The following is an 18,058-nucleotide window of genomic DNA, read 5'->3' as shown; positions in this document are numbered from 1 at the left end:
AATGACAATCATGTTCAACAAATACCCACCGAGGTCGCCTGGTGACGAACTACGGAACGAGCGCGTCCTGTTCAGCGACCTGGACGCGGGCTACCCGGGCCGTCCCGTACTCCGCCAACTCAGCGCGCATATACCGGCCTTGGCCATGACGGCGCTCGTCGGACCGAACGGCAGCGGGAAGTCGACGCTGCTAGGCGTCCTCGCCGGCGTGATCGACGCCACATCCGGACAGCTCCGGTACGCGGAAGGCCGCCCGCCGGCCTTCGTCCCGCAGCGCGGCGCCGTCGGTGACGCACTCCCCCTGACAGCACGACAGACCGTGGAGATGGGCCGCTGGGACGAGCGGGGGCTGTGGCGGCGGCTGACCCGGCAGGACCGGAGCGTGGTCGAATCCGCCATGGAACGACTGGGCGTCGCCGACCTCGCCGCCCGCCAGCTCGGCGAGTTGTCCGGTGGGCAACGCCAACGCGTCCTGATCGCCCAGGGCCTCGCCCAGCAGTCCGACCTGCTACTCCTGGACGAGCCGACCACCGGGCTCGACCCTGAAGCCCGGGAACGGATCACGGCGCTGCTGGCGGACCTGGTCGCCGACGGCACGACCGTCGTCCAGGCCACGCACGACCTGGAGGCCGCCCGCTCGGCCGACGCCTGCCTGCTCCTCAGCGACGGACGACTGGCCGGGCAGGGCCCGCCCGAGCAGGTCCTCACCCCGACGGCCCTGTCCCGGATCTGGCAGCCGGCGTGAAGCAGCCGGACCGGCGATGCCCGACGCGCTTACACCACCACCATGTGTGCTGTGGGGAGTCGGCGGGATTCACAGGCACTCGCCAGCTCCACCCGCGGGTGGCACAAGCTGCCTCACTAGGCTGGGCAGGCACGGCGCCGCGTGACGACCGCGCCGACGGCCACCGGTTGGCCGGGAACAGTCGATGCCGACCGGTGAAGCGAGTGACGTGAGTGATCAGAAGTACGCGGGGAGGCGGGGCGCCCTCGCCGACGCCGTGCGCCTGACCGTGCGGACCTGCGTGCAGGTCCTGCTCGGCGGGTTTGCGCTCCTCACGATCGTCACGGTCGCCGGCGTGCTCGGGCCGATGCTCGCGCTCGACCTCTACACACCGCCCGTCGCGGCCTGGTGGACCGTGTTCACCGCCGTCGTCGTCCAGGGGGTGCCGTTCCTCCTGCTCGGCGCGCTGGTCTCCGCGGCCGTCGGCTCGCTCGTCCCCGAGCGGGTCTTCACCCGCTTGCTGCCGCGCAGTCCGGCTCTCGCGGTGCCTGTGGCGGGCGCGGCCGGTGCGGTGCTGCCGGGGTGCGAGTGTGCGTCCGTGCCGGTGGCCGGCAGCCTGATGCGGCGCGGGGTTGCCCCGGCGGCCGCGCTCGCGTTCTTGCTCTCCGCGCCCGCGATCAACCCCGTCGTGCTCATCGCCACGTCGCTCGCTTTCCCCGGCCAACCGACCATGGTGGTGGCCCGGTTCACCGCCTCCCTCGCCACCTCCGTGGCCATGGGCTGGCTGTGGGCGCGCTTCGGCCGTACGGAGTGGCTTCGGCTGCCGACGAGGCCGGCGGCCGAATCCGGCACCTCACGCGCGGGTGCCTTCGCGTCGGGGCTGCAGCACGACTTCCTGCACGCCGGGGGCTTCCTGGTACTTGGATCGGCCGCGGCAGCGACCTTCAACATCGCCGTGCCGCGAGCGCTGCTGGACGTCTTCACGGCATCCCCCTGGGTGTCGGTACTGCTCCTTGCGCTGCTCGCCGTGGTGCTGTGCGTGTGCAGCGAGGCGGACGCCTTCGTCGCCGCGTCGCTGAGCGGGTTCGGACCGGTGGCCCAACTGGCGTTCATGGTGGTCGGCCCGATGGTCGACCTCAAACTGTTCGCGCTCCAGGCAGGCACGTTCGGGCGGGAGTTCGCCCTCCGCTTCTCCTCCGTCACCTGGGTGACCGCAGTAGTGAGTAGTGTGCTCGTGGGGTGGTGGCTGCTGTGAGAAAGTACGGTCCCGCCGTCCTGTTGCTGCTGGTCGGCACCGCAGTGCTGCGCATCTCGCTGTTCAGCGATCTCTATCTCCGTTACGTCCAGGCAGGACTGCGTCCCTTCCTGATCGTCTCCGGTGTGCTGCTGGGACTGCTCGCTCTGGTGCAGGTCGCGCTGACTGCGCGCGCGGCACGGAAGGGCGCCTCCCGCGCCGACGAGCACGGTCACCCCGCCGAGGGCGAAGCGGGCCACGGTCACTCCCACGCGGCCGGTCCGCGCGTCGCCTGGCTGCTCGCTCTTCCCGCTCTCGCCCTGCTCTGCTTCCCGCCCCCGGCGCTCGGTTCCTACAGCGCGGCCCGGGAGGAAGCCCGGCGCGCCGAGGAGTACGTCGGCACGTTCCCCGCGCTGCCGGCCGGTGACCCGGTAGAGCTGAGCCTGGCCGAGTTCGGCTCCCGCGCCGCATACGACAGCGGGTACTCACTGAAAGGGCGCACGGTGCGCCTGACCGGGTTCGTCACTACGGGCGACGGCGGCGCGTGGTACGTCACCCGGCTGCGAGTGGCGTGCTGCGCGGCCGACGCGGCGGCGGTCAAAGCAGAGGTCCGCGGCGTGGGGGCACCGGAGGCGGATTTGTGGGTGACGGTGACGGGCACTTGGCACCCCCAGGGCAAGCTGGGCTCGGCGGCGGCCTGGCCCCCGGTGCTGGACGCCACGACGGTCCGTGAGATCGCCGAGCCGTCGGACCCCTACGAGGAGCACTGAGGCTGGGACACTCCCCCGCCGTCACGGGGCCTGTCGTAGGCGGCGAAGCGAAGGGGCGGGGGCAACCAACGGCTCTGCAGCCAGTCTCCTGCCCCTTCGAGGGGCCGACCGCTCTACGGCAAGGGACTCCACCCGGCGGCCGCAATCACACATGCCCCCTCACGGCGAAGCCCCACCAGAGCGCTCCGGTGGGGCTTCGTCTCATGGCTCCGGGCAGAGGCCCCGCCAGGATGTTCCCCGGCGGAACTCGCCCTATCGCCGGCGCTGTCACGGGCGCTGTCACGACAAGCCCCTTCGCCGCCCACAGGGAGAACTCATTCGGCTGGGGGTGAAACCGCCTTCCTCCCGTGTTCATCGGGCTCAGAATCATCTGCATGACGACGACACGGGTGATCACACAGCAGGCCATCGGCGGCTCCGATGTGCTGGAACTCGCCGAGATACCCCTGCCTTCGCCGGGCCCCGGCGAGGTCCTGGTCCGGGTACGAGCCACCGGCATGAACCCCGCGGACTGGAAGGTCCGCATCGGCAAGGTGGACTTCTTCGGCCCGCCGCCGTTCGTGCTCGGCCACGAGTTCAGCGGCACGGTGGAGGCCGTCGGCGAGGGCGTCACCCGCTTCGCGGTGGGCGAGGAAGTCTACGGCTGGACCCTCCCGCCACACGGCAGCCACGCCGACCACGTGGTGGTCCCCGAGGACCGGATCGCGCCCAAGCCGCGCACCCTCGACCACGTCGGCGCCGCCGCCCTGCCAATCTCCGGCTTCACCGCCTACCAGGCCCTGGTCGTCCTCTCCGATGTACAGCCCGGCCAACGCGTGCTGATCCACGGCGCGGCCGGCGGGGTTGGCCACCTCGGCGTACAGATCGCCAAGGCCCGGGGCGCGTACGTGATCGGCACGGCCCGCGCCGCCAAGCACGACTACCTGCGCGGACTCGGCGCCGACAAGCTGATTGACTACACGGTGGAAAACTTCTCGGCCCTACGCGGCATCGACGCGGTGCTGGACACCATCAGCAACGAATACGGCCCGCGCTCGCTGCCCACCCTCAAACCGGGCGGCATCCTGGTCGACGTCGTCGGCGTCGGCGTGGACCGCACCGAGGTGACGGCACGCGCCGCTGAACTCGGCATACGATTCGTGGAGTTCTTCCTGGAGCCGACCCCCGCCGTGCTGACCGCCTTCGCCGAACTCGTCGACACCCACGACGTACGCCCCACGATCTCCGAGACCTTCCCGCTCACCGAGGCCGCAAAGGCCCACGAGCTCAGCGAAACCGGCCGGGTACAGGGCAAGATCGTCCTCGTGCCTTACTGAACTGACCGTTTCACAATGAAGTCTGCTGTGAGCCTTGGCGGTTGGGTCCCGGGTCTGCAGGATGAGTTGGGTGGCGACTGACCTCGTGCCTGATGACTTGTGGGAGCGGGTGGCTCCGTTGTTGCCTGCTCGTCCGCCGCGGCGAGCGCGGTATCCCGGACGGTTGCCTGCGGATGACCGGGCTGCCTTGCGCGGCATCGTGTACGTGCTGTGCAAGGGCGTGAGCTGGCGGGACGTGCCGGCCGATCAGGTCGGCTGCAGCGGGGTGACCTCCTGGCGGCGGTTGCGGGACTGGACGGCGGCCGGGATCTGGCCGCAGTTGCACGAGGTGCTGCTCGCGGAATTGCGGGCGGCGGGCTTGCTGGACATGGACGACGTTGCAGTCGATGGCTCGCACGTCCGGGCTCTCAAAGGGGGGCTCACACCGGACCTTCGCCGGTCGACCGGGCCCGACCCGGCAGCAAGCATCACCTGATCGTCGACCGGCACGGCACCCCGGTAGCCGTCCTGCTGACCGGCGGCAACCGCCACGACATCACCCAGCTGATGCCGTTGCTGGACGCGATACCCCGCATCCGCGGGGTGCGCGGGCGGCCTCGCCACCGGCCGCGGCGTCTGTTCGCCGACCGCGGCTACGACTTCGACCCGCCCGCGGTATCACCCCCAAGTTCGCTCGCAAGGGCACGGCCCACGGATCGGGACTGGGCCAGACCCGCTGGGTCATCGAGCGAACCTTCGCTTGGCTGCACCAGTTCAAGCGCCTGCGGATCCGCTACGAGGTACGAGCCGACCTCCACCTCGGCCTGCTCCAACTCGCCTGCAGCCTCATCTGCCTGCGACGACTACGAAGCTCATTCTGAAACGGTCAGTAAGAAGCTTGTCACCGGCACGGAGGAGGACAAGTAGAACCAGGGTGCGGATGAGATGGACGAGGAGATGAAGTCTGAGAGGGGTTCCAACACTGAAGGCCGGGAGGGGGACAACCCCCTGGGCAACCTCGGTCAGGGCTGAAGCTGTCGAAGTGACCTTAAAAGCCTGTCTTCGCGCCCCCGCTGCGCCCCCGCTGCGCCCCCGCTGCGCCCGCGCCTCGCGCGAACGGCGGGTGTGTGAAGGCAAGCTCTGAGCGCCCTACCTGGCGCCGGTGCCAGATAAGGCGCATGCCGCCAGCGAACACCGCACCGCTGACCGTGCCGCCGTTGAAGTGGGTGGAGCGGAAGTCGGGCCGCGACTCGAAAAAACGCGGCTCCAGTCGGCTTCGCTCTCCCGCATGAGCAGGTCCCCTTCGCGCACGTAGTTCGTGTGCATGAGCGCGACGGGTTTGAGCCGTATGACAGCCGGGAGGACCCGGGCAAGGTCGATGTCCAACTCCGTGAAGCCGATGGTCGGCTGAGGGTGTTCCCCCGAGTGCAGCCTCTGTTCGCTCTGCCGCCCCGGCCACGACGGCCTCCGGCTGTCCGGCTCTTCCCTGGTCAATGGGTTCGCTGGCAGCTCAACTACCGCTTCAGCAGCGCCCTGGGGATCCGAGGCTGGACATAATGGATGGACACGTTCAACATCGCATACGGCCCAGTGGACGCCGACGCGTTCTTGTCCGCGCCCACAGTGTTCATCGACGAGCGCGGGCCACTCCGGTAGTTCACGGGCATGCTCACGCGTGAGATCGCTCCGCCTGGGCTTTGGTCTGCTGGAGGCGGTAGGAGTCGGTGCCGGTCTCGATGATGTTGACGCCGAAGGTGAGGCGGTCATTCCGGCGCGCGTGCACCAACCAGGCCAGCGATCTCTCGGCCACCCACCGACGCGGCAAAATCACGAACCCGTGAGCGCCCTTGGGTCTGCTCACGGTCTTGATCGTCAGATGGAGGAAGGACTTCGCCCAGTCCACGAGCTTCCCTGCGTAGGCCAAGTCGGCCCAGACGATAGTGACTTCGGGATGCATCACCCGCAGCCGGAAGAGAGCTTCCCAGGCGGCGGGTCACCGAAGCGGAACGCGAGAGATGGCTCGGCGAAGTCGAAGGGCTCCGCGTCAGCCTCGCCGGCGCGGAGGAGAAGCTCGGCCAGTTGGACACCGAGGATCGACGGAGGTCGACCGTCGTGGACCTCGGCATGCCCGCCCTCGGACAGATCGCCACCCGGATCAGCGAAATCACGGCGCCACAACAGGGTGGCCAGGAAGGACCCGACATCACCGACCGCGCATGTCAGCCTTGACACGCCTCGATGTGCTTGTTCGCCGCCTCAGCGAAGCCACGCGTCTTCGCCGACATGACGGCGACCTTACTCAGCAGAGTGAGCGAGTTCATGTGCTCATCAACTGGGAAGCGGAGTCTTTGGTCTTGAGTGAAGGTAAGCGAGTGGATCTCCTCCCGCCCTTCGCGGACAGCTTCCGCATGGGGGACGAGCCACGAAGGCCCTGCGAGGACGACATCTTCAATGCAGTGAGCGATGGCCCAGTACGCTTCGCGATAGGCGATAACGAACTCCGGCTCCGGGACAGGCATCGACGGAAGGCCTCTGAGCTGCAATAACACCTTGATAGCCGCAGTCTCAAACTGATGAGCTGCAGTGATTAGGGCAGCATATGTCTCGCGCTGCTTGTCAACACGCTCGCGCTGAGACTGCTGATCCGACTGTCTCATCAGACCGCGATAAGTGATGAGCGCGGCGCCGGTTCCGCTGGCTGCACCAGCGAGTGCGCCGAGCAACGAAGCAATGCCAGCGTCCAACGTTCCCCCTGTGGTCCGAGTCGGATCCTATGACGCTGAACGTCGCTCAATCCCTGGATCTCCGCAGGCCGCCGTTCTTAGTTCAGAGAAAGGTGGCTGGACACGGTCGACGTTGCGGTGCACGGTGTTGCGTTCGTCGTCGGAGAAGGGCCGCTCGCGTAGCGAGGGGGCGCGGAGTCCTCCACCGAGGCGCGTGTACGAGACCAACAGGGGTACAAAGCTACTTCAAGCCCTCCCCGGAGGCGCTCGCCGAGCTCACCAGCCTGTTGGCCCCCAGCGGCAGCAGGCGCTGGGCGCGGGAGCGGTTCTGTGCTGCTCCTGCGTGCCTTGAGTCCGCTCGGGGTAGGGGATCAGCCGTCCAGTGAGAGTGCATTCTTGGCGCGCGCGAGGGATGCCTCGGAGGCCGGTCCGCCGGGATTCTCGGTGGCCAGGGCCTGGTTGAGAGTGACGAAGGGGCGCATCCGCTGCTCGTAGCGGGCATATGCGGTGCGGTGGTCGCCGTTGTCCTGGGCAAGGCAGTCGGCCAGCACGTGGGCGCCCACGAGGGCCAGGCTGGTGCCCTGCCCCGAGAGAGGGGAAGGGCAGTAGCCGGCGTCTCCGAGCAAGGTCACCCGGCCCAGCGACCACTGGTCCATGCGGATCTGGGCCATGGCGTCGCAGTAGAAGTCGGGCGCCTTCCGGGCGGCCTCGGCCAGGCGGGTCCCTTCCCACCGCATCGACGCGAGCATGTCTACGACGAGCTGCCGGAGGGCAGCGCCGTCGTGGGCGAGGGGGGCGGACTCGAAGCCGAAGGCGATCCTGAGTTCGGTGTTGCCGCGTACGGGCATGATGCCGAAGCCCGTGTCGCCGTCCCGCAGCCACATCTGCCAGTCGTCCAGGGCGAGGAAGTTGTCAGCGCTGAACACTGAGAGGTAGCTGCCCAGGTGATGGGCGTAGCGCTCCTCCGGACCGAAGGTCAGGCGCCGTACGGTGGAGTGGAGGCCGTCGGCCCCGACCACGAGGTCGAAGGCGCGGGATGACCCGCGGGCAAATTCGACGCGCACGCCGGCCTCGTCCTCGTTGAGTGCGGTGATGCTGTCGCCGAAGAGGTACTCGACGCCCGCCTGCGTGTGCTCGTGCACCATCCGTACCAGATCCTCGCGCAGCACCTCGATGTCTTCGCTGTCGAGCCGACCGCTGCTGAAGGTCGCCTCGGTGGAGCAGTCAACCTCGTGGCCGTCGGGGTCGAGGATCGACATGCCGCGCATCCGGGTCCTTACGTGGCTTGCCTGTTCCAGCAGGCCCATCCGCTGCACGACTTCGAGTGCGACGCCGCGGATGTCCACGGCCTGGCCTCCGGGGCGTTGGCCCGGAGCGCGTTCGACGACGGTGGGCGCGAAGCCGTGGCGGCGCAGCCAGTAGGCGAGGACGGGTCCGGCGATGCCGCTGCCGGAGACGAGTACGGTGCGCATGGGAAGCTCCTCTAGTGCTTTGTACGGTGTACGCGTCCTGAACGTACGCCGTACGCACAGCCGCTTCAACTGGCCAAAAGCGAGATGTGTGCTAGGGCAGACGCCTTCCCTTCGGCGTTGTCGCTGCTACCCTCTGCACTAGTACAGGACAGGAAGTGGCAGGACGTGACGAAGACCACAGAGGCAGCCGGTCATCCGCCCTATCTGCGCATCGTCGCCGCGATCCGGTGGCGCATCGCGGAGGGTGAACTCGCCCCTGGGGACCGGGTTCCTTCGACCCGCCAGATCGCCCGGGAATGGGGCGTCGCGCTCGCCACCGCCACCAAGGCCCTGACCACCCTGCGCCTGGAGGGACTTGTCGAGGCCCGACCCCGGATCGGCACGGTCGTCGCCAGAACCGCCCCCGCCGCGCAGGCCCGCAGACGCCAATCACCCGCCCCGGACCCCGAGCAGGAGCTGAGCCACGACCGGATCGTCCGGGCCGCCCTCGAGATCGCTGACGCCGAAGGGCTCTCGGCGCTCTCCATGCGCGGCGTCGCGGCCCGGCTCGGCGTCGCGGCGATGTCGATCTACCGGTACGTCCCGAGCAAGGAAGACCTCGTCCTGCACATGGCCGACGCCGCGTTCGGCGAGGACTCCTACCGCGCGGACGCCCCCGAGGATTGGCGTACCCGCATCGAGCTGGGCGCCCGGACCCTGTGGAGCCTGTACCGCAAGCACCCGTGGCTGGCCCAGCTCGGCTCCCTCACACGGCCGTTGCTCGTGCCCAATCTCATGGTCCACGGCGAGTGGGTGCTGGGCGCCCTCGACGGCCACGGCCTCGACCCCACGACCCTGTTCGACATCCACGTACTGATCTACAGCCATGTGCAGGGCCTGGCGGTGCACCTGGAGATGGAGGCGCACGCCGAAGCCGCCACGGGCCAGTCGGAAGACCAGTGGATGGACAGCCGCGCCCCTGCCCTCCAAGAACTGGTGGAATCCGGCCGCTTCCCGACCTTCACCAAGGTGGTCGGAGCCTTCAAGGACGGCTACGACCTGCGTCTCGATGCGCTCTTCGAACTCGGCCTCAAGGCACTCCTCGACGGCCTGACTTCCATCATCGAAGGTCAGGAAGCTGTCACGTAGAAACATGAACGAGTTCATCGAGGACCGGACCCCCACACCCCTTCGCGCTATCGGGGCACCCGTCGGCGACGTGGCGGATACGGCCAGAGATCACCCGCGTTCATGGTCCCGGCCAGAACAAGCGCTTCACTCCTCGGCAGGTCCGCCAGCTGCGGCGCGAACGCGAACCCGGCGAGCGTGCGCAGCCCGCAGACGCTCTCGCTGTACGAGGCGCTGTCAGTGGGCTATGCCAGGGTATGCGTCGTGGACGAACTGCTGGAGCGTGTCGATGATCAGGATCGTGTCCTGGGGGTGGTCAGCCGCCGGCAGGCAGTTCGGGAGAGTTGGCTGCACCGGGTCGCCGTGACGGTGTGTCGTGATGAGGGTGGGCGGATCATCGTTACCCGGCGGTCGGAACAACTGTCGCGCTTCCCCGGGCTCTATGAGGTCGTGGTCGGTGGCGCCGTTAGTGTCGGTGAGTCCTATGAGCAGGCCGCCGCGCGGGAGCTGGCTGAAGAGCTGGGCGTTCGTGTACTGCCGCGCTTGCTGTTCACGTTCCTCAACCGCAGCGGTTTGAGCCCTCACTGGCTCGGCGTTCACGAAGCCGTGGTGCCGAACGCCGTGGCCGCTGATCCTGATGAGATCGCTTGGCATGGCTGGCTGACCGAGCCGGAGCTGCGGTCGGCCCTGCTGGAGTGGCACTTCGCCCCCGACAGCCACGAAGCTTTCAACCGGTATCTCGCCTTCCGGCTCCGTCCCAGAAATGCAAGGTCGTAAGCCAGGCGATGCCTAACGATCAAGGCATCGAGGGCCTGGTAGAGGGTCAGGCCCACGTGTAGCCTGAAGCAGGGACTCCGACTGCAGACCCGGACGCGGACGCTGGAGGCGGGTTTCCAGATCGCGCCGCCGTTCAAACCGCTGCCAGTCGACGTCGTCCTCGATAAAGACGTGGCAGTGACGCTCCGCGACGGCGTGACGATCTACGTGGATGTCTTCCGCCCTGTCGGGACTGAGCGGGTGCCGGTCATCGTGGCGTGGAGAGCCCCCACGGCAAGGGGCAGGGCACGTCCGCCAGCGTGATGGGCATCTTCGGGATGGTCGGCCTCGACAACGGCATCGTGTCCGGGCTCGAGAAGTTCGAAGGCCCGGACCCCGCCTACTGGTGCGCGCGGGGCTACGCGATCTGCACCCCGGATATCCGGGGTGTCGCCAACTCCGAAGGCGACAGCGTCATCTGGGACCGCCAGGAGGGCCGGGACTGTTATGACCTGATCGAGTGGCTCGGCGTCCAGGACTGGTGCACCGGCAAGGTCGCGATGAGCGGAACCTCGTACCTCGCGGTCTCCCAGTGGTTCACCGCGGCCGAGCAGCCGCCACACCTGGCCGCGATCAACCCATGGGAGGGCGTCAGCGACGTCTACCGTGACCTGGTGCTGCGCGGCGGCATGCCCGACACCGGATTCGCCTGCCTGCTCCAGGACAACAGCTACTTCGGCAAGGGCCAGAAGGAGGACTCCCTCACCGAGGCCCAGCGCCACCCGCTGATGGACGACCTGTGGGAGAACAAGATCCCTCAGTTCGAGAAGATCACCGTGCCCGCGTACGTCGTCGCCAGCTACTCCAACACCCTGCACACGGCCGGTACGTTCCGTGCCTGGCGGCGGATGGCCTCCGAGGACAAGTGGCTGCGCGTCCACAACAGCCAGGAATGGCCCGACTACTACGACGAGGCCAACGTCGAGGACCTGCGCCGGTTCTTCGACCACGTCCTCAAGGGCGAGGACAACGGCTGGGAGCAGACGCCCCGCGTGCGCTACTCCCTCCTCGACCTCCAGGGCGGCGACCGAGTCAACGTCCCGGCGGACCAGTTCCCGCCGGCCGACGTCACGTCGACGAAGTACTACCTCGACGGACGCACCCGGACGCTGCGGACGGGAGCGCCGCGACGTTCGCGGTTTTCGCCGGCCTGCCGCTGGTGACCATGGCCCAGATTGGCGTGATCGTCGGCATCGGCGTCCTCCTGGACACCTTCCTCGTACGCACCGTCCTGGTCCCCGCCCTCGCCCTGGACCTGGGCCGCTGGTTCTGGTGGCCGGGCAAGCTCTTCCACGCGCTGGGGCAACGGGAATCCGCGCGGCGTGAGGCAGAGCGGGAGGTCGAACACGCCTGATCTGTACGCCACTTGGCACGCCCCGGTGCGACGGGCATCGCACCGGGGCCACCCGTTCACCGGGCCGTCGGCGCGGCCACCAGCTCCCTCTCAGGCACCGGCCGGTCGGCCCGCCGAAGGGCCAGCGCTGTGCGGACGGTGATGACGATCCGAAGCACCGCCAGGAGCACCCCGAGCCCGGCCACCGCGACAACCAGCCAGCCCACGTCGGGCGCGAACAGCAGCACCTCACGCAGGGTCACGCCCATCTGCCCGGGCAGGACGAAGCAGGCGACGCTCGCGGCCAGCAGGCAGCCGGTGACCGCCGCGACACCGCCCACCACCACGTGGCCCAGGGCGCGCCGCTGCCCGTCGCGGGAACATACACGCGGACGCACCACCCTCAACCCCCCAACGACGGCTGCAAGAGCAACGGTGACGGCACCGAGCGCGACAAGCATCCAGGTCAACCACCCGTCCTCGTCGACCTGTTGGGGCTCACCGCCGAGCAGGATGCTCGCCGCTCCGAAGGCGGTGTTGTTGAGCAGGTTCTCCTCGTTCTTCGCGAAGGCGTTGTACTGGACGACAACCGCGAGGTTCCGCTCCGGGACGAGGACCACGATGCCGTGATAGCCGGGTGTGGCACCGGAATGCCAGACCATGCGCACGCCCGGGTCCTCCAGCTCGTCGTCCCGCCAGCCCAGACCGTAGCGGTGGCGATCGTGGACGGAGACGGTCCCCTTGTGCATCATCCGGAAGCCTTCCGGGGACAGCAGGCCGCCCGCGAAGCGCGAACTGCCGCTCAGAGCTGCCACGGCCTGCTCCGCCGCACCCGCCGGTTCGTCATCGCTCCACTCGGTACGATCCGAGGCACCCATCAACCGGAACATGGTGAACACCCCGACCGCGGCCAGGCTGAACAGCACCACGCGGGCGACAGTGAAGGCGGCATCGGGAAGCTCAGGCGCCGCGGGGTTCAGGGAGTGCGTGCCGTACCGCACGGATCCGGCCCTTGGTATTGCACCCCATGGCAACCAGTACGCCAGCCAGCACAACCATCCCCGTCAACCGACAACTCCTGCCCCATACGCGCCCTTCGGCGCCGGTCCGCCATGCGCTCGCCGCGCAGCACACTACCCATGGAACGCATGCGGGTCAGCACTCAACTCATCCCGCCTGATCTCCGCCGGCCAGGTCCAGGTCTTCAGCGCCGCGGCGACCTCGCGGACGCCCAGGCGGCCTTCGACCACCCCGGTGACCAGGGCGATGGCGTCTTTGCTGCTGACCTCGGCCTTGCCCCCCCGCCGGCGTGCAGGTAGGCATAGGCGACCTGCACAGCGAACAGCTCGTTGCTCGTTGCTGGGGAGGTTCGGGCTGACGCCCATTGGCGCTCTCGCCGATTCCCCCGTGGCGACCTTCAGTGCATCCTCGGCGCCAGTACGGGTCGCACGCTGTACGAGCGGGCGCAGGGTCAGGATCCTCGTTTCCCCCGGAGGTCGGCCGTAGCCGGGCGCAGCGAATGGCTGAACTTCACGGCACCGCCGCGCGCCCGTTCCCCATGCAGGTGTACGGGTGTTGATAGTGCTCAAATGCGACTTCGACAGGTTACCGATTCATCGACAGCGCATGGCCTCACGTCGCCAAGCCGCAGAACGGTGCTCGGTCTCAGCGGTGTGGTGCTTGCGACGGCAGCGCTCAGCGGCCCAAAGGCCCTTGCCGTTGGCCGGGACAGCGCCCCGGACGTTCTGGGTGATCGCTTCAACCTGGCCGGCCCCGGCGCCCGCCTGATCCACGAGAAGACGCTGCATCACGCGACGGTGATGCAGTCCTTCGCCTTCGACGAGCTCCACGGGCACGTCTACGCGCTCCAGTTGATCCCGGGCGGGGTCCGGCTCCCGGGCGAATCGCGCACCTACAGCCATGCTGAGCGGCACGATGCCGGTGACCTGTGCCTGAACCGGCTGTCGATGCGCGGCAAGGTGCTGGGCCGGATGTACCTCAAGGGCTTCGGTCACGGCACCGCGATCAGCGTGGACAGCTCCCGCAGCATCGTGGGCGGAGCCGTCAGGCTGTGGGTCGAGTGCGACGCCAACCCGGCCTCCGGGTACGGGCGCGCGATCGGCCGCTTCCCGTACGCCGAGAACACCGTGCTGCACAGCGCTGACCGCCGTGTCACCGTCTACCGCCCGCGCCCCGGCTCGAGCGCCAACTGTGCCGCCCTCGACCTGAACAACCGCCGTCTGCTGCTGCGCTACGCGCTCCCCGACCGCCGTCGCTACGCGCTCTACAACCTGGACACCTTCACTGCCGGGGTCTTCAGGCCGCTGATCGACGTCGCTCAGCCGGGCCTGGACCTCGGCCTGCCCTTTCAGGGCATGGCACTGGACGGCGATTACGCGTACCAGTTGATTGGCTCCGGCCGCGGTGCCAAAAGCTCCTCAGGGCCGGACAACACAGTGCTGCTGCACTGCATCGACCTGCGCACGGGGGCGGTAGTGCAGAGACACAAGTCCCAGGTCGCCCGTCGGCTCACGCACCGCGAGCCCGAAGGCCTTGCCGTGCTGCACGGACCCCAGGCAAGGGAACCGCAGCTGTGCATGGGCTTCGCCTCGGGCCCGTCCGGCGGACGAAAGTTCTCCCTCTACGGCCTGCCCACCCTGTAGCCATCGCGCCCACCTGGCGGCCACCGAAACGTCCGTACCGGACGAGCGTCCTCGAACCTGCCCGGCACACAGTCCAACAGCGGACCTGTCTCTTCGATCACGATCGGAGCCAGACGAGGAGTGCGTTGGCGGTCACGGTGCAGGCTCCTGCTCAAGTCCCCCGAGGCGGAGGAGTTCCTGGAGATCGCCAAGTTACGCAGACGACAGGACTCCCGCCCGCTCGACCAGGTCTTTGCGGGTCAAAGTGACCAGCCACGTGCAGGGGATGAGGCCAGGGCGGGGCAATGCGACTCGCAGCACGCCTTCAAGCGGTAGTCGTTCGGAGGCACCTACTGCCAGCTCAGCGGCCACCCCGCCGAGCTCGATGCCGGCGGGAACGACGACCTGCATCGCCCGGAACTCGGACGCTTCCCCCGAGAGCAGTACGACCGGCCGCCGCTCGTCGATATCCGCCCACCAGATTTCGCCACGTTGCACAGGTCCTCCTGACATAGAGCGGCGGGCGAACTCTGCGGTGCGCCCCGGTTCGAACACCTCATCGTCGGCTCCATCCATGTGGGCTCCGGCCGATCATGAGCAGAGCCAGATAACGCCTGCGGCGGCGGTGACAGTGCCGAGGTAGACGTGTCCGCGCTTGTCACAGCGGGTGGCCACGGTTCTGAACTGCTTCAGTTTTCCGATGGCCCGCTCCACTGAGCATGTCTGGGCAGGATGCGAGCATCACCCGGCCGTTTCAGAGGGTGCCATCACGTCACCGGGCCGGCGCCGACGTCGCTCGGGTCAGGGGGTCAGGACGGTCTTGCCGGCCAGCTCTCCGGCGGAAGCCGGGGCTCGGACCGCGGCCCGGTCGGCGCGCAGCCGCTCGGCCAGGTCTCCGCCCTCGACCTGGGCGGCCAGCTCGGCGATCCGGGCGAACCGGCCGGCGGCGCGGGCGTGGACCGTGGCCAGGTCGGCCAGTGGCAGCCGCTCGGCCACCTCGATCACCAGCTCTCCGGCGTCGACGCGGGCGACCAGTTCGGCGAGCTGGGTGACGTCGCTGCGCCCGAACACGTGCGCCGTGCGCACCCCCCGTCCGGCATCCTGCGGGCCGGGAGTGGTGACGCTGACGAAGGCTCCGCCGTCGGCGACCAGGCCCACCAGCTGCGCGTTTTCCTCAGGACCGGCGGGAGCCAGCTGCAGCACCACGTCGAAGTGCTGCCCGGCCAGCGCCTGCACAACGGGAGTCACGGCGTAGTCGACGATCCGGTCCGCGCCGTAGGAGCGGACACGGTCGCGGCTGCGCGCACCGGCGGTCGCGGTCACGCCCGCACCGGCCTGAGCGGCGAGCTGGACGGCGTACCCGCCCACCGCGCTGCCCGCGCCGTTGATCAGGATGTTCTGCCCGGACTTGAGGTCGGCGTGTTCGAACAGGGCCTGCCATGCCGTCAGCCCGACGAGAGGCAGGGCCGCGGCGTCGGCCAACTCGACAGTGCGGGGGGCGGTGGCCAGCGCCTCGGCGGATACGGCGACGTATTCGGCGGCCGCGCCGGGCACGTCCGCCGGCAGCAGCGCGACCACCGCATCCCCCACCCTCCAGTCGGACACCCCCTCGCCGACCGCGGTAATGACTCCGGCCAGGTCGAGGCCGGGAATGTGCGGGAAGGCCAGTGGGAGCAGGTCCTGCCGCAATCCCGCGCGCAGGCCCGAGTCCGCGTCGTTGTACGAGGTGCCGGCCACCTGCACCACTACTTGGCCCACACCTGGCACCGGCCGGTCTGCCTCCTCGTGGACGAGGACGTCGCTGCCGCCGTAGGAGTGGTAACGCACTGCCTTCATGATCTCTCCTCTTCGCTCGCTTGAATGGCTCATCGGTTATCTCCCCGGCAGGTCAGCTGGTGAAGGACTCACGGCCGAGGTGGCCCCACGCCATGCGGCCAGGGCGCGGTAGGCCAGGTCCGCTGCGTTGGAAGGAATGACGTCCGTGGTCCGGGACCGTCGGTGTTCAGCGCAAGGTGAGCGGGGTCGCGGATGTGAGGTGGGACAGTTTCTCGGGGTTGCGGACGTAGTAGAGGCCGGTGATGAGGGCGTCCTGGACACTGATCGCCATGACGCCGTCGATCTCGCCGTCCAGGCGGACGAGGAGTGCCGGGTTGCCGTTGACCACAGTCCGTTCGGCGGTGAGCGCGTCTTCGAACTTGCCGATGCCGCCGGCGAACATACGGGACACCCGCTCGGCGCCAGTGACCGGCCGCAGCGCGGCGTGTTTGATGCCGCCACCGTCGCTCATCAGGACGACCTCAGGGGCGAGGACCTCAAGGAGGGCCTGCGAGTCCCCGGTTTCGACCGCGCGGTGGAACGATTCCAGGACCGCCTGGCCCTCGTTCGAGGAGACCACCCGGCGGGGGCGGCGGGCGTCGACGTGCCGGCGAGCGCGGTGGGCGATCTGGCGGACGGCCGCGGGACTCTTGTCGACGGCCTCGGCGATCTCGTCGTAGCTGATGTCGAAGGCTTCACGCAACACGAAGACGGCACGCTCGGTCGGTGACAGCGTCTCGAGGACGAGCATGAGCGCCATCGACACGCTCTCGGCGAGCTCGATGTCCTGGGCCACGTCCGGCGTGGTGAGCAGCGGCTCGGGCAGCCAGGAGCCGACGTACGCCTCCCGCTGGCGTTTGATGGTGCGCAGCCGGTTGAGCGCCTGGCGGGTGGTGATCCGGACGAGGAAGGCGCGCGGGTCGCGTACCTGGCCCGGGTCGGCCTTGACCCATTGCAGCCAGGTCTCCTGGAGGACGTCTTCGGCGTCGGCCGCCGATCCGAGTACCTCGTAGGCGACGGTGAAGAGCAGGTTGCGGTGGGCGAGGAATGCCTCGGTCGCCGGGCCGGTGGCGTCGTCGCTCATCTCTCGTCCCTTCTCCTCGTCCTTCGCAGTCGGGCGGGGCGGCCGACCGCGTTCGCGTGCGTCCACAGCAAGATCCTCCACAGCACCCACCGGTCAGGCTGCCCGGTCGGCTGCGGCCGGTGTCCCGGCGCGGTGGGCGCGCAGCATCTGCTTGCGCTTGGCGACGCCTCCCGGCATGCGGTGCAGCCTGAACGAACCGGGCTTGTGCGCCTCCCCGGCCAGGTGCTTGGGAATGCCCGTGCAGACCAACTCCTTGATCCGGGCGCCCAGGCCGTCGTCGATGTGCAGCCGCACCGCGATGTCGGATCTGTTGGCGAACTGATAGATGCCCGCGCTTCGGCCCAGGCTGATGCACTGGGCGTACATCGACTTCACCCGGATTGCCATACAGATAGCCCACGAACCGCGCATCCCAGAGAGCCTCATCCACCCCCAGATAGCGGACCAGCTTGCGTCGGCCTCTCGGCACGTCGAACGGCACGAGCTCAGCCCGCCCCCTCGCGATCACCTGCCGGACACGTCCCGTCACGAGATCGCACTCATCCACCACGAGAGCGACGTTCGGATCGTTCTTCACCCGGTCGAACAACCGGGTCCACGGACCCGTCAGCACCCAGAATGCACCGTCCTCCCACAAGAACCAGACCGGGCGCACGGTGGGCCCATTGGTGGCTAGGCGAGCGGTGAGCGGCTGCCGCAGGAACGTGTCCACATCGAAGCTACGAGATGTCACATCGCCAATCTTGTGCTGCCATGCGTCTCTTGCCTACCGACCTCCGACCTAGGACCACAGCAGCACGGCAGGGACGTGACACGACCTGACGCCTCGGAGAGATGGGGAATTACGTGAGGTTAGGCTCATCGGCACAGGGCAAGGGTTCGTTATTGGGCATCCACAAAAGCGGCCAATATCCTGTTTGCCGTGTGCCCACGAGCGCGGTCTACTTCAACACGCCGAACTTGACAGGGAAACCCTCCCATCGACGGCCTCGACGGTCTCGAGTAGACGGATCCGACGCTCCTGCCCCGTCGACAGACGCAGC

General features: G+C 68.5%; 16 protein-coding genes and 5 pseudogenes. 11 read left to right on the top strand and 10 right to left on the bottom strand.

Going from position 1 to position 18,058, the window contains the following annotated elements; translation table 11 throughout:
* Position 1: 1 nt before the first annotated feature.
* From aztA to E5671_RS46765, 6 genes and pseudogenes are all read left to right on the top strand, one after another.
* A complete protein-coding gene (gene aztA, locus E5671_RS44720) occupies positions 2-745 on the top strand; it encodes a zinc ABC transporter ATP-binding protein AztA (protein ID WP_443032771.1) in 744 nt (247 codons plus the stop codon).
* A gap of 184 nt (positions 746-929) precedes the next feature.
* Positions 930-1,979 carry a permease gene (locus tag E5671_RS44715; RefSeq protein WP_160509886.1) on the top strand — a complete coding sequence of 350 codons (1,050 nt, stop codon included), beginning with the start codon at positions 930-932 and terminating at the stop codon, positions 1,977-1,979.
* Positions 1,976-2,728, top strand: a complete 753-nt coding sequence (locus E5671_RS44710) for a TIGR03943 family putative permease subunit (RefSeq protein WP_160509885.1) — start codon at positions 1,976-1,978, stop codon at positions 2,726-2,728. Before E5671_RS44715 ends, E5671_RS44710 begins: the two co-directional genes overlap by 4 nt.
* 374 nt (positions 2,729-3,102) lie before the next feature.
* Positions 3,103-4,044, top strand: a complete 942-nt coding sequence (locus E5671_RS44705; RefSeq protein ID WP_160509884.1) for an NADP-dependent oxidoreductase — start codon at positions 3,103-3,105, stop codon at positions 4,042-4,044.
* 70 nt (positions 4,045-4,114) lie between these two features.
* Positions 4,115-4,904: pseudogene (locus tag E5671_RS44700) on the top strand (IS5 family transposase).
* Positions 4,905-5,256: 352 nt separating this feature from the next.
* A pseudogene (locus E5671_RS46765) lies at positions 5,257-5,679 on the top strand (hypothetical protein); the annotation flags it as partial.
* A gap of 13 nt (positions 5,680-5,692) precedes the next feature.
* Here the strand turns inward: E5671_RS46765 and E5671_RS44695 are convergent.
* From E5671_RS44695 to E5671_RS44680, 4 genes and pseudogenes are all read right to left on the bottom strand, one after another.
* A pseudogene (locus tag E5671_RS44695) lies at positions 5,693-6,010 on the bottom strand (transposase); the annotation flags it as partial.
* The gene (locus E5671_RS44690) at positions 5,980-6,255 is read right to left on the bottom strand and encodes a hypothetical protein (protein ID WP_160509883.1); all 276 of its coding nucleotides are present in this window, start codon (positions 6,253-6,255) and stop codon (positions 5,980-5,982) included. The gene E5671_RS44690 and the pseudogene E5671_RS44695, both read right to left, overlap by 31 nt.
* On the bottom strand, positions 6,243-6,767 hold the full coding sequence (locus E5671_RS44685) for a hypothetical protein (protein ID WP_160509882.1): 525 nt from the start codon (positions 6,765-6,767) through the stop codon (positions 6,243-6,245). The genes E5671_RS44690 and E5671_RS44685 overlap by 13 nt, the downstream gene beginning before the upstream one ends.
* 350 nt (positions 6,768-7,117) lie before the next feature.
* Positions 7,118-8,218 carry an FAD-dependent monooxygenase gene (locus E5671_RS44680; RefSeq protein WP_160509881.1) on the bottom strand — a complete coding sequence of 367 codons (1,101 nt, stop codon included), beginning with the start codon at positions 8,216-8,218 and terminating at the stop codon, positions 7,118-7,120.
* Positions 8,219-8,383: 165 nt separating this feature from the next.
* Here E5671_RS44680 and E5671_RS44675 point away from each other — a divergent pair, with 165 nt between their 5' ends.
* The 4 genes and pseudogenes from E5671_RS44675 to E5671_RS44660 all read left to right on the top strand — a co-directional run.
* Positions 8,384-9,346 (top strand): TetR/AcrR family transcriptional regulator C-terminal domain-containing protein, encoded by a 963-nt coding sequence (locus E5671_RS44675; protein ID WP_336606023.1) that lies wholly within the window; start codon positions 8,384-8,386, stop codon positions 9,344-9,346.
* A 255-nt stretch (positions 9,347-9,601) separates the two neighbouring features.
* Positions 9,602-10,102 (top strand): NUDIX domain-containing protein, encoded by a 501-nt coding sequence (locus E5671_RS44670; RefSeq protein ID WP_237330979.1) that lies wholly within the window; start codon positions 9,602-9,604, stop codon positions 10,100-10,102.
* A 302-nt stretch (positions 10,103-10,404) separates the two neighbouring features.
* The gene (locus E5671_RS44665; RefSeq protein WP_202122775.1) at positions 10,405-11,304 is read left to right on the top strand and encodes a CocE/NonD family hydrolase; all 900 of its coding nucleotides are present in this window, start codon (positions 10,405-10,407) and stop codon (positions 11,302-11,304) included.
* A pseudogene (locus tag E5671_RS44660) lies at positions 11,265-11,495 on the top strand (MMPL family transporter); the annotation flags it as partial. The gene E5671_RS44665 and the pseudogene E5671_RS44660, both read left to right, overlap by 40 nt.
* A 56-nt stretch (positions 11,496-11,551) precedes the next feature.
* Here the strand turns inward: E5671_RS44660 and E5671_RS44655 are convergent.
* The gene (locus E5671_RS44655; RefSeq protein ID WP_160509878.1) at positions 11,552-12,475 is read right to left on the bottom strand and encodes a serine hydrolase; all 924 of its coding nucleotides are present in this window, start codon (positions 12,473-12,475) and stop codon (positions 11,552-11,554) included.
* A gap of 654 nt (positions 12,476-13,129) precedes the next feature.
* On the opposite strand from E5671_RS44655, the gene E5671_RS44650 reads away from it, so the two are divergent.
* Positions 13,130-14,137: a phage baseplate protein gene (locus E5671_RS44650; RefSeq protein ID WP_237330400.1), complete on the top strand. Its 1,008-nt coding sequence runs from the start codon at positions 13,130-13,132 to the stop codon at positions 14,135-14,137.
* 192 nt (positions 14,138-14,329) lie between these two features.
* Here the strand turns inward: E5671_RS44650 and E5671_RS44645 are convergent, their stop codons facing one another.
* The 5 genes and pseudogenes from E5671_RS44645 to E5671_RS44625 form a co-directional block, all read right to left on the bottom strand.
* Entirely contained in the window at positions 14,330-14,614 is a 285-nt protein-coding gene (locus tag E5671_RS44645; protein WP_160510829.1) for a type II toxin-antitoxin system PemK/MazF family toxin, read from the bottom strand.
* Between the two features lie 303 nt (positions 14,615-14,917).
* Positions 14,918-15,952: an NADP-dependent oxidoreductase gene (locus tag E5671_RS44640; RefSeq protein WP_160509876.1), complete on the bottom strand. Its 1,035-nt coding sequence runs from the start codon at positions 15,950-15,952 to the stop codon at positions 14,918-14,920.
* Between the two features lie 166 nt (positions 15,953-16,118).
* The gene (locus E5671_RS44635; protein WP_160509875.1) at positions 16,119-17,015 is read right to left on the bottom strand and encodes an RNA polymerase sigma-70 factor; all 897 of its coding nucleotides are present in this window, start codon (positions 17,013-17,015) and stop codon (positions 16,119-16,121) included.
* A gap of 93 nt (positions 17,016-17,108) precedes the next feature.
* Positions 17,109-17,402, bottom strand: a complete 294-nt coding sequence (locus tag E5671_RS44630; RefSeq protein WP_202121504.1) for a hypothetical protein — start codon at positions 17,400-17,402, stop codon at positions 17,109-17,111.
* A pseudogene (locus tag E5671_RS44625) lies at positions 17,386-17,727 on the bottom strand (pyridoxamine 5'-phosphate oxidase family protein); the annotation flags it as partial. The gene E5671_RS44630 and the pseudogene E5671_RS44625, both read right to left, overlap by 17 nt.
* Between the last annotated feature and the right edge of the window lie 331 nt (positions 17,728-18,058).

The sequence above is a fragment of the Streptomyces sp. BA2 genome, from assembly GCF_009769735.1.
Classification (GTDB): domain Bacteria; phylum Actinomycetota; class Actinomycetes; order Streptomycetales; family Streptomycetaceae; genus Streptomyces.
The sequence above is the reverse complement of the archived record's forward strand: the minus strand, read 5'-3'. Positions and strand labels throughout refer to the sequence as shown.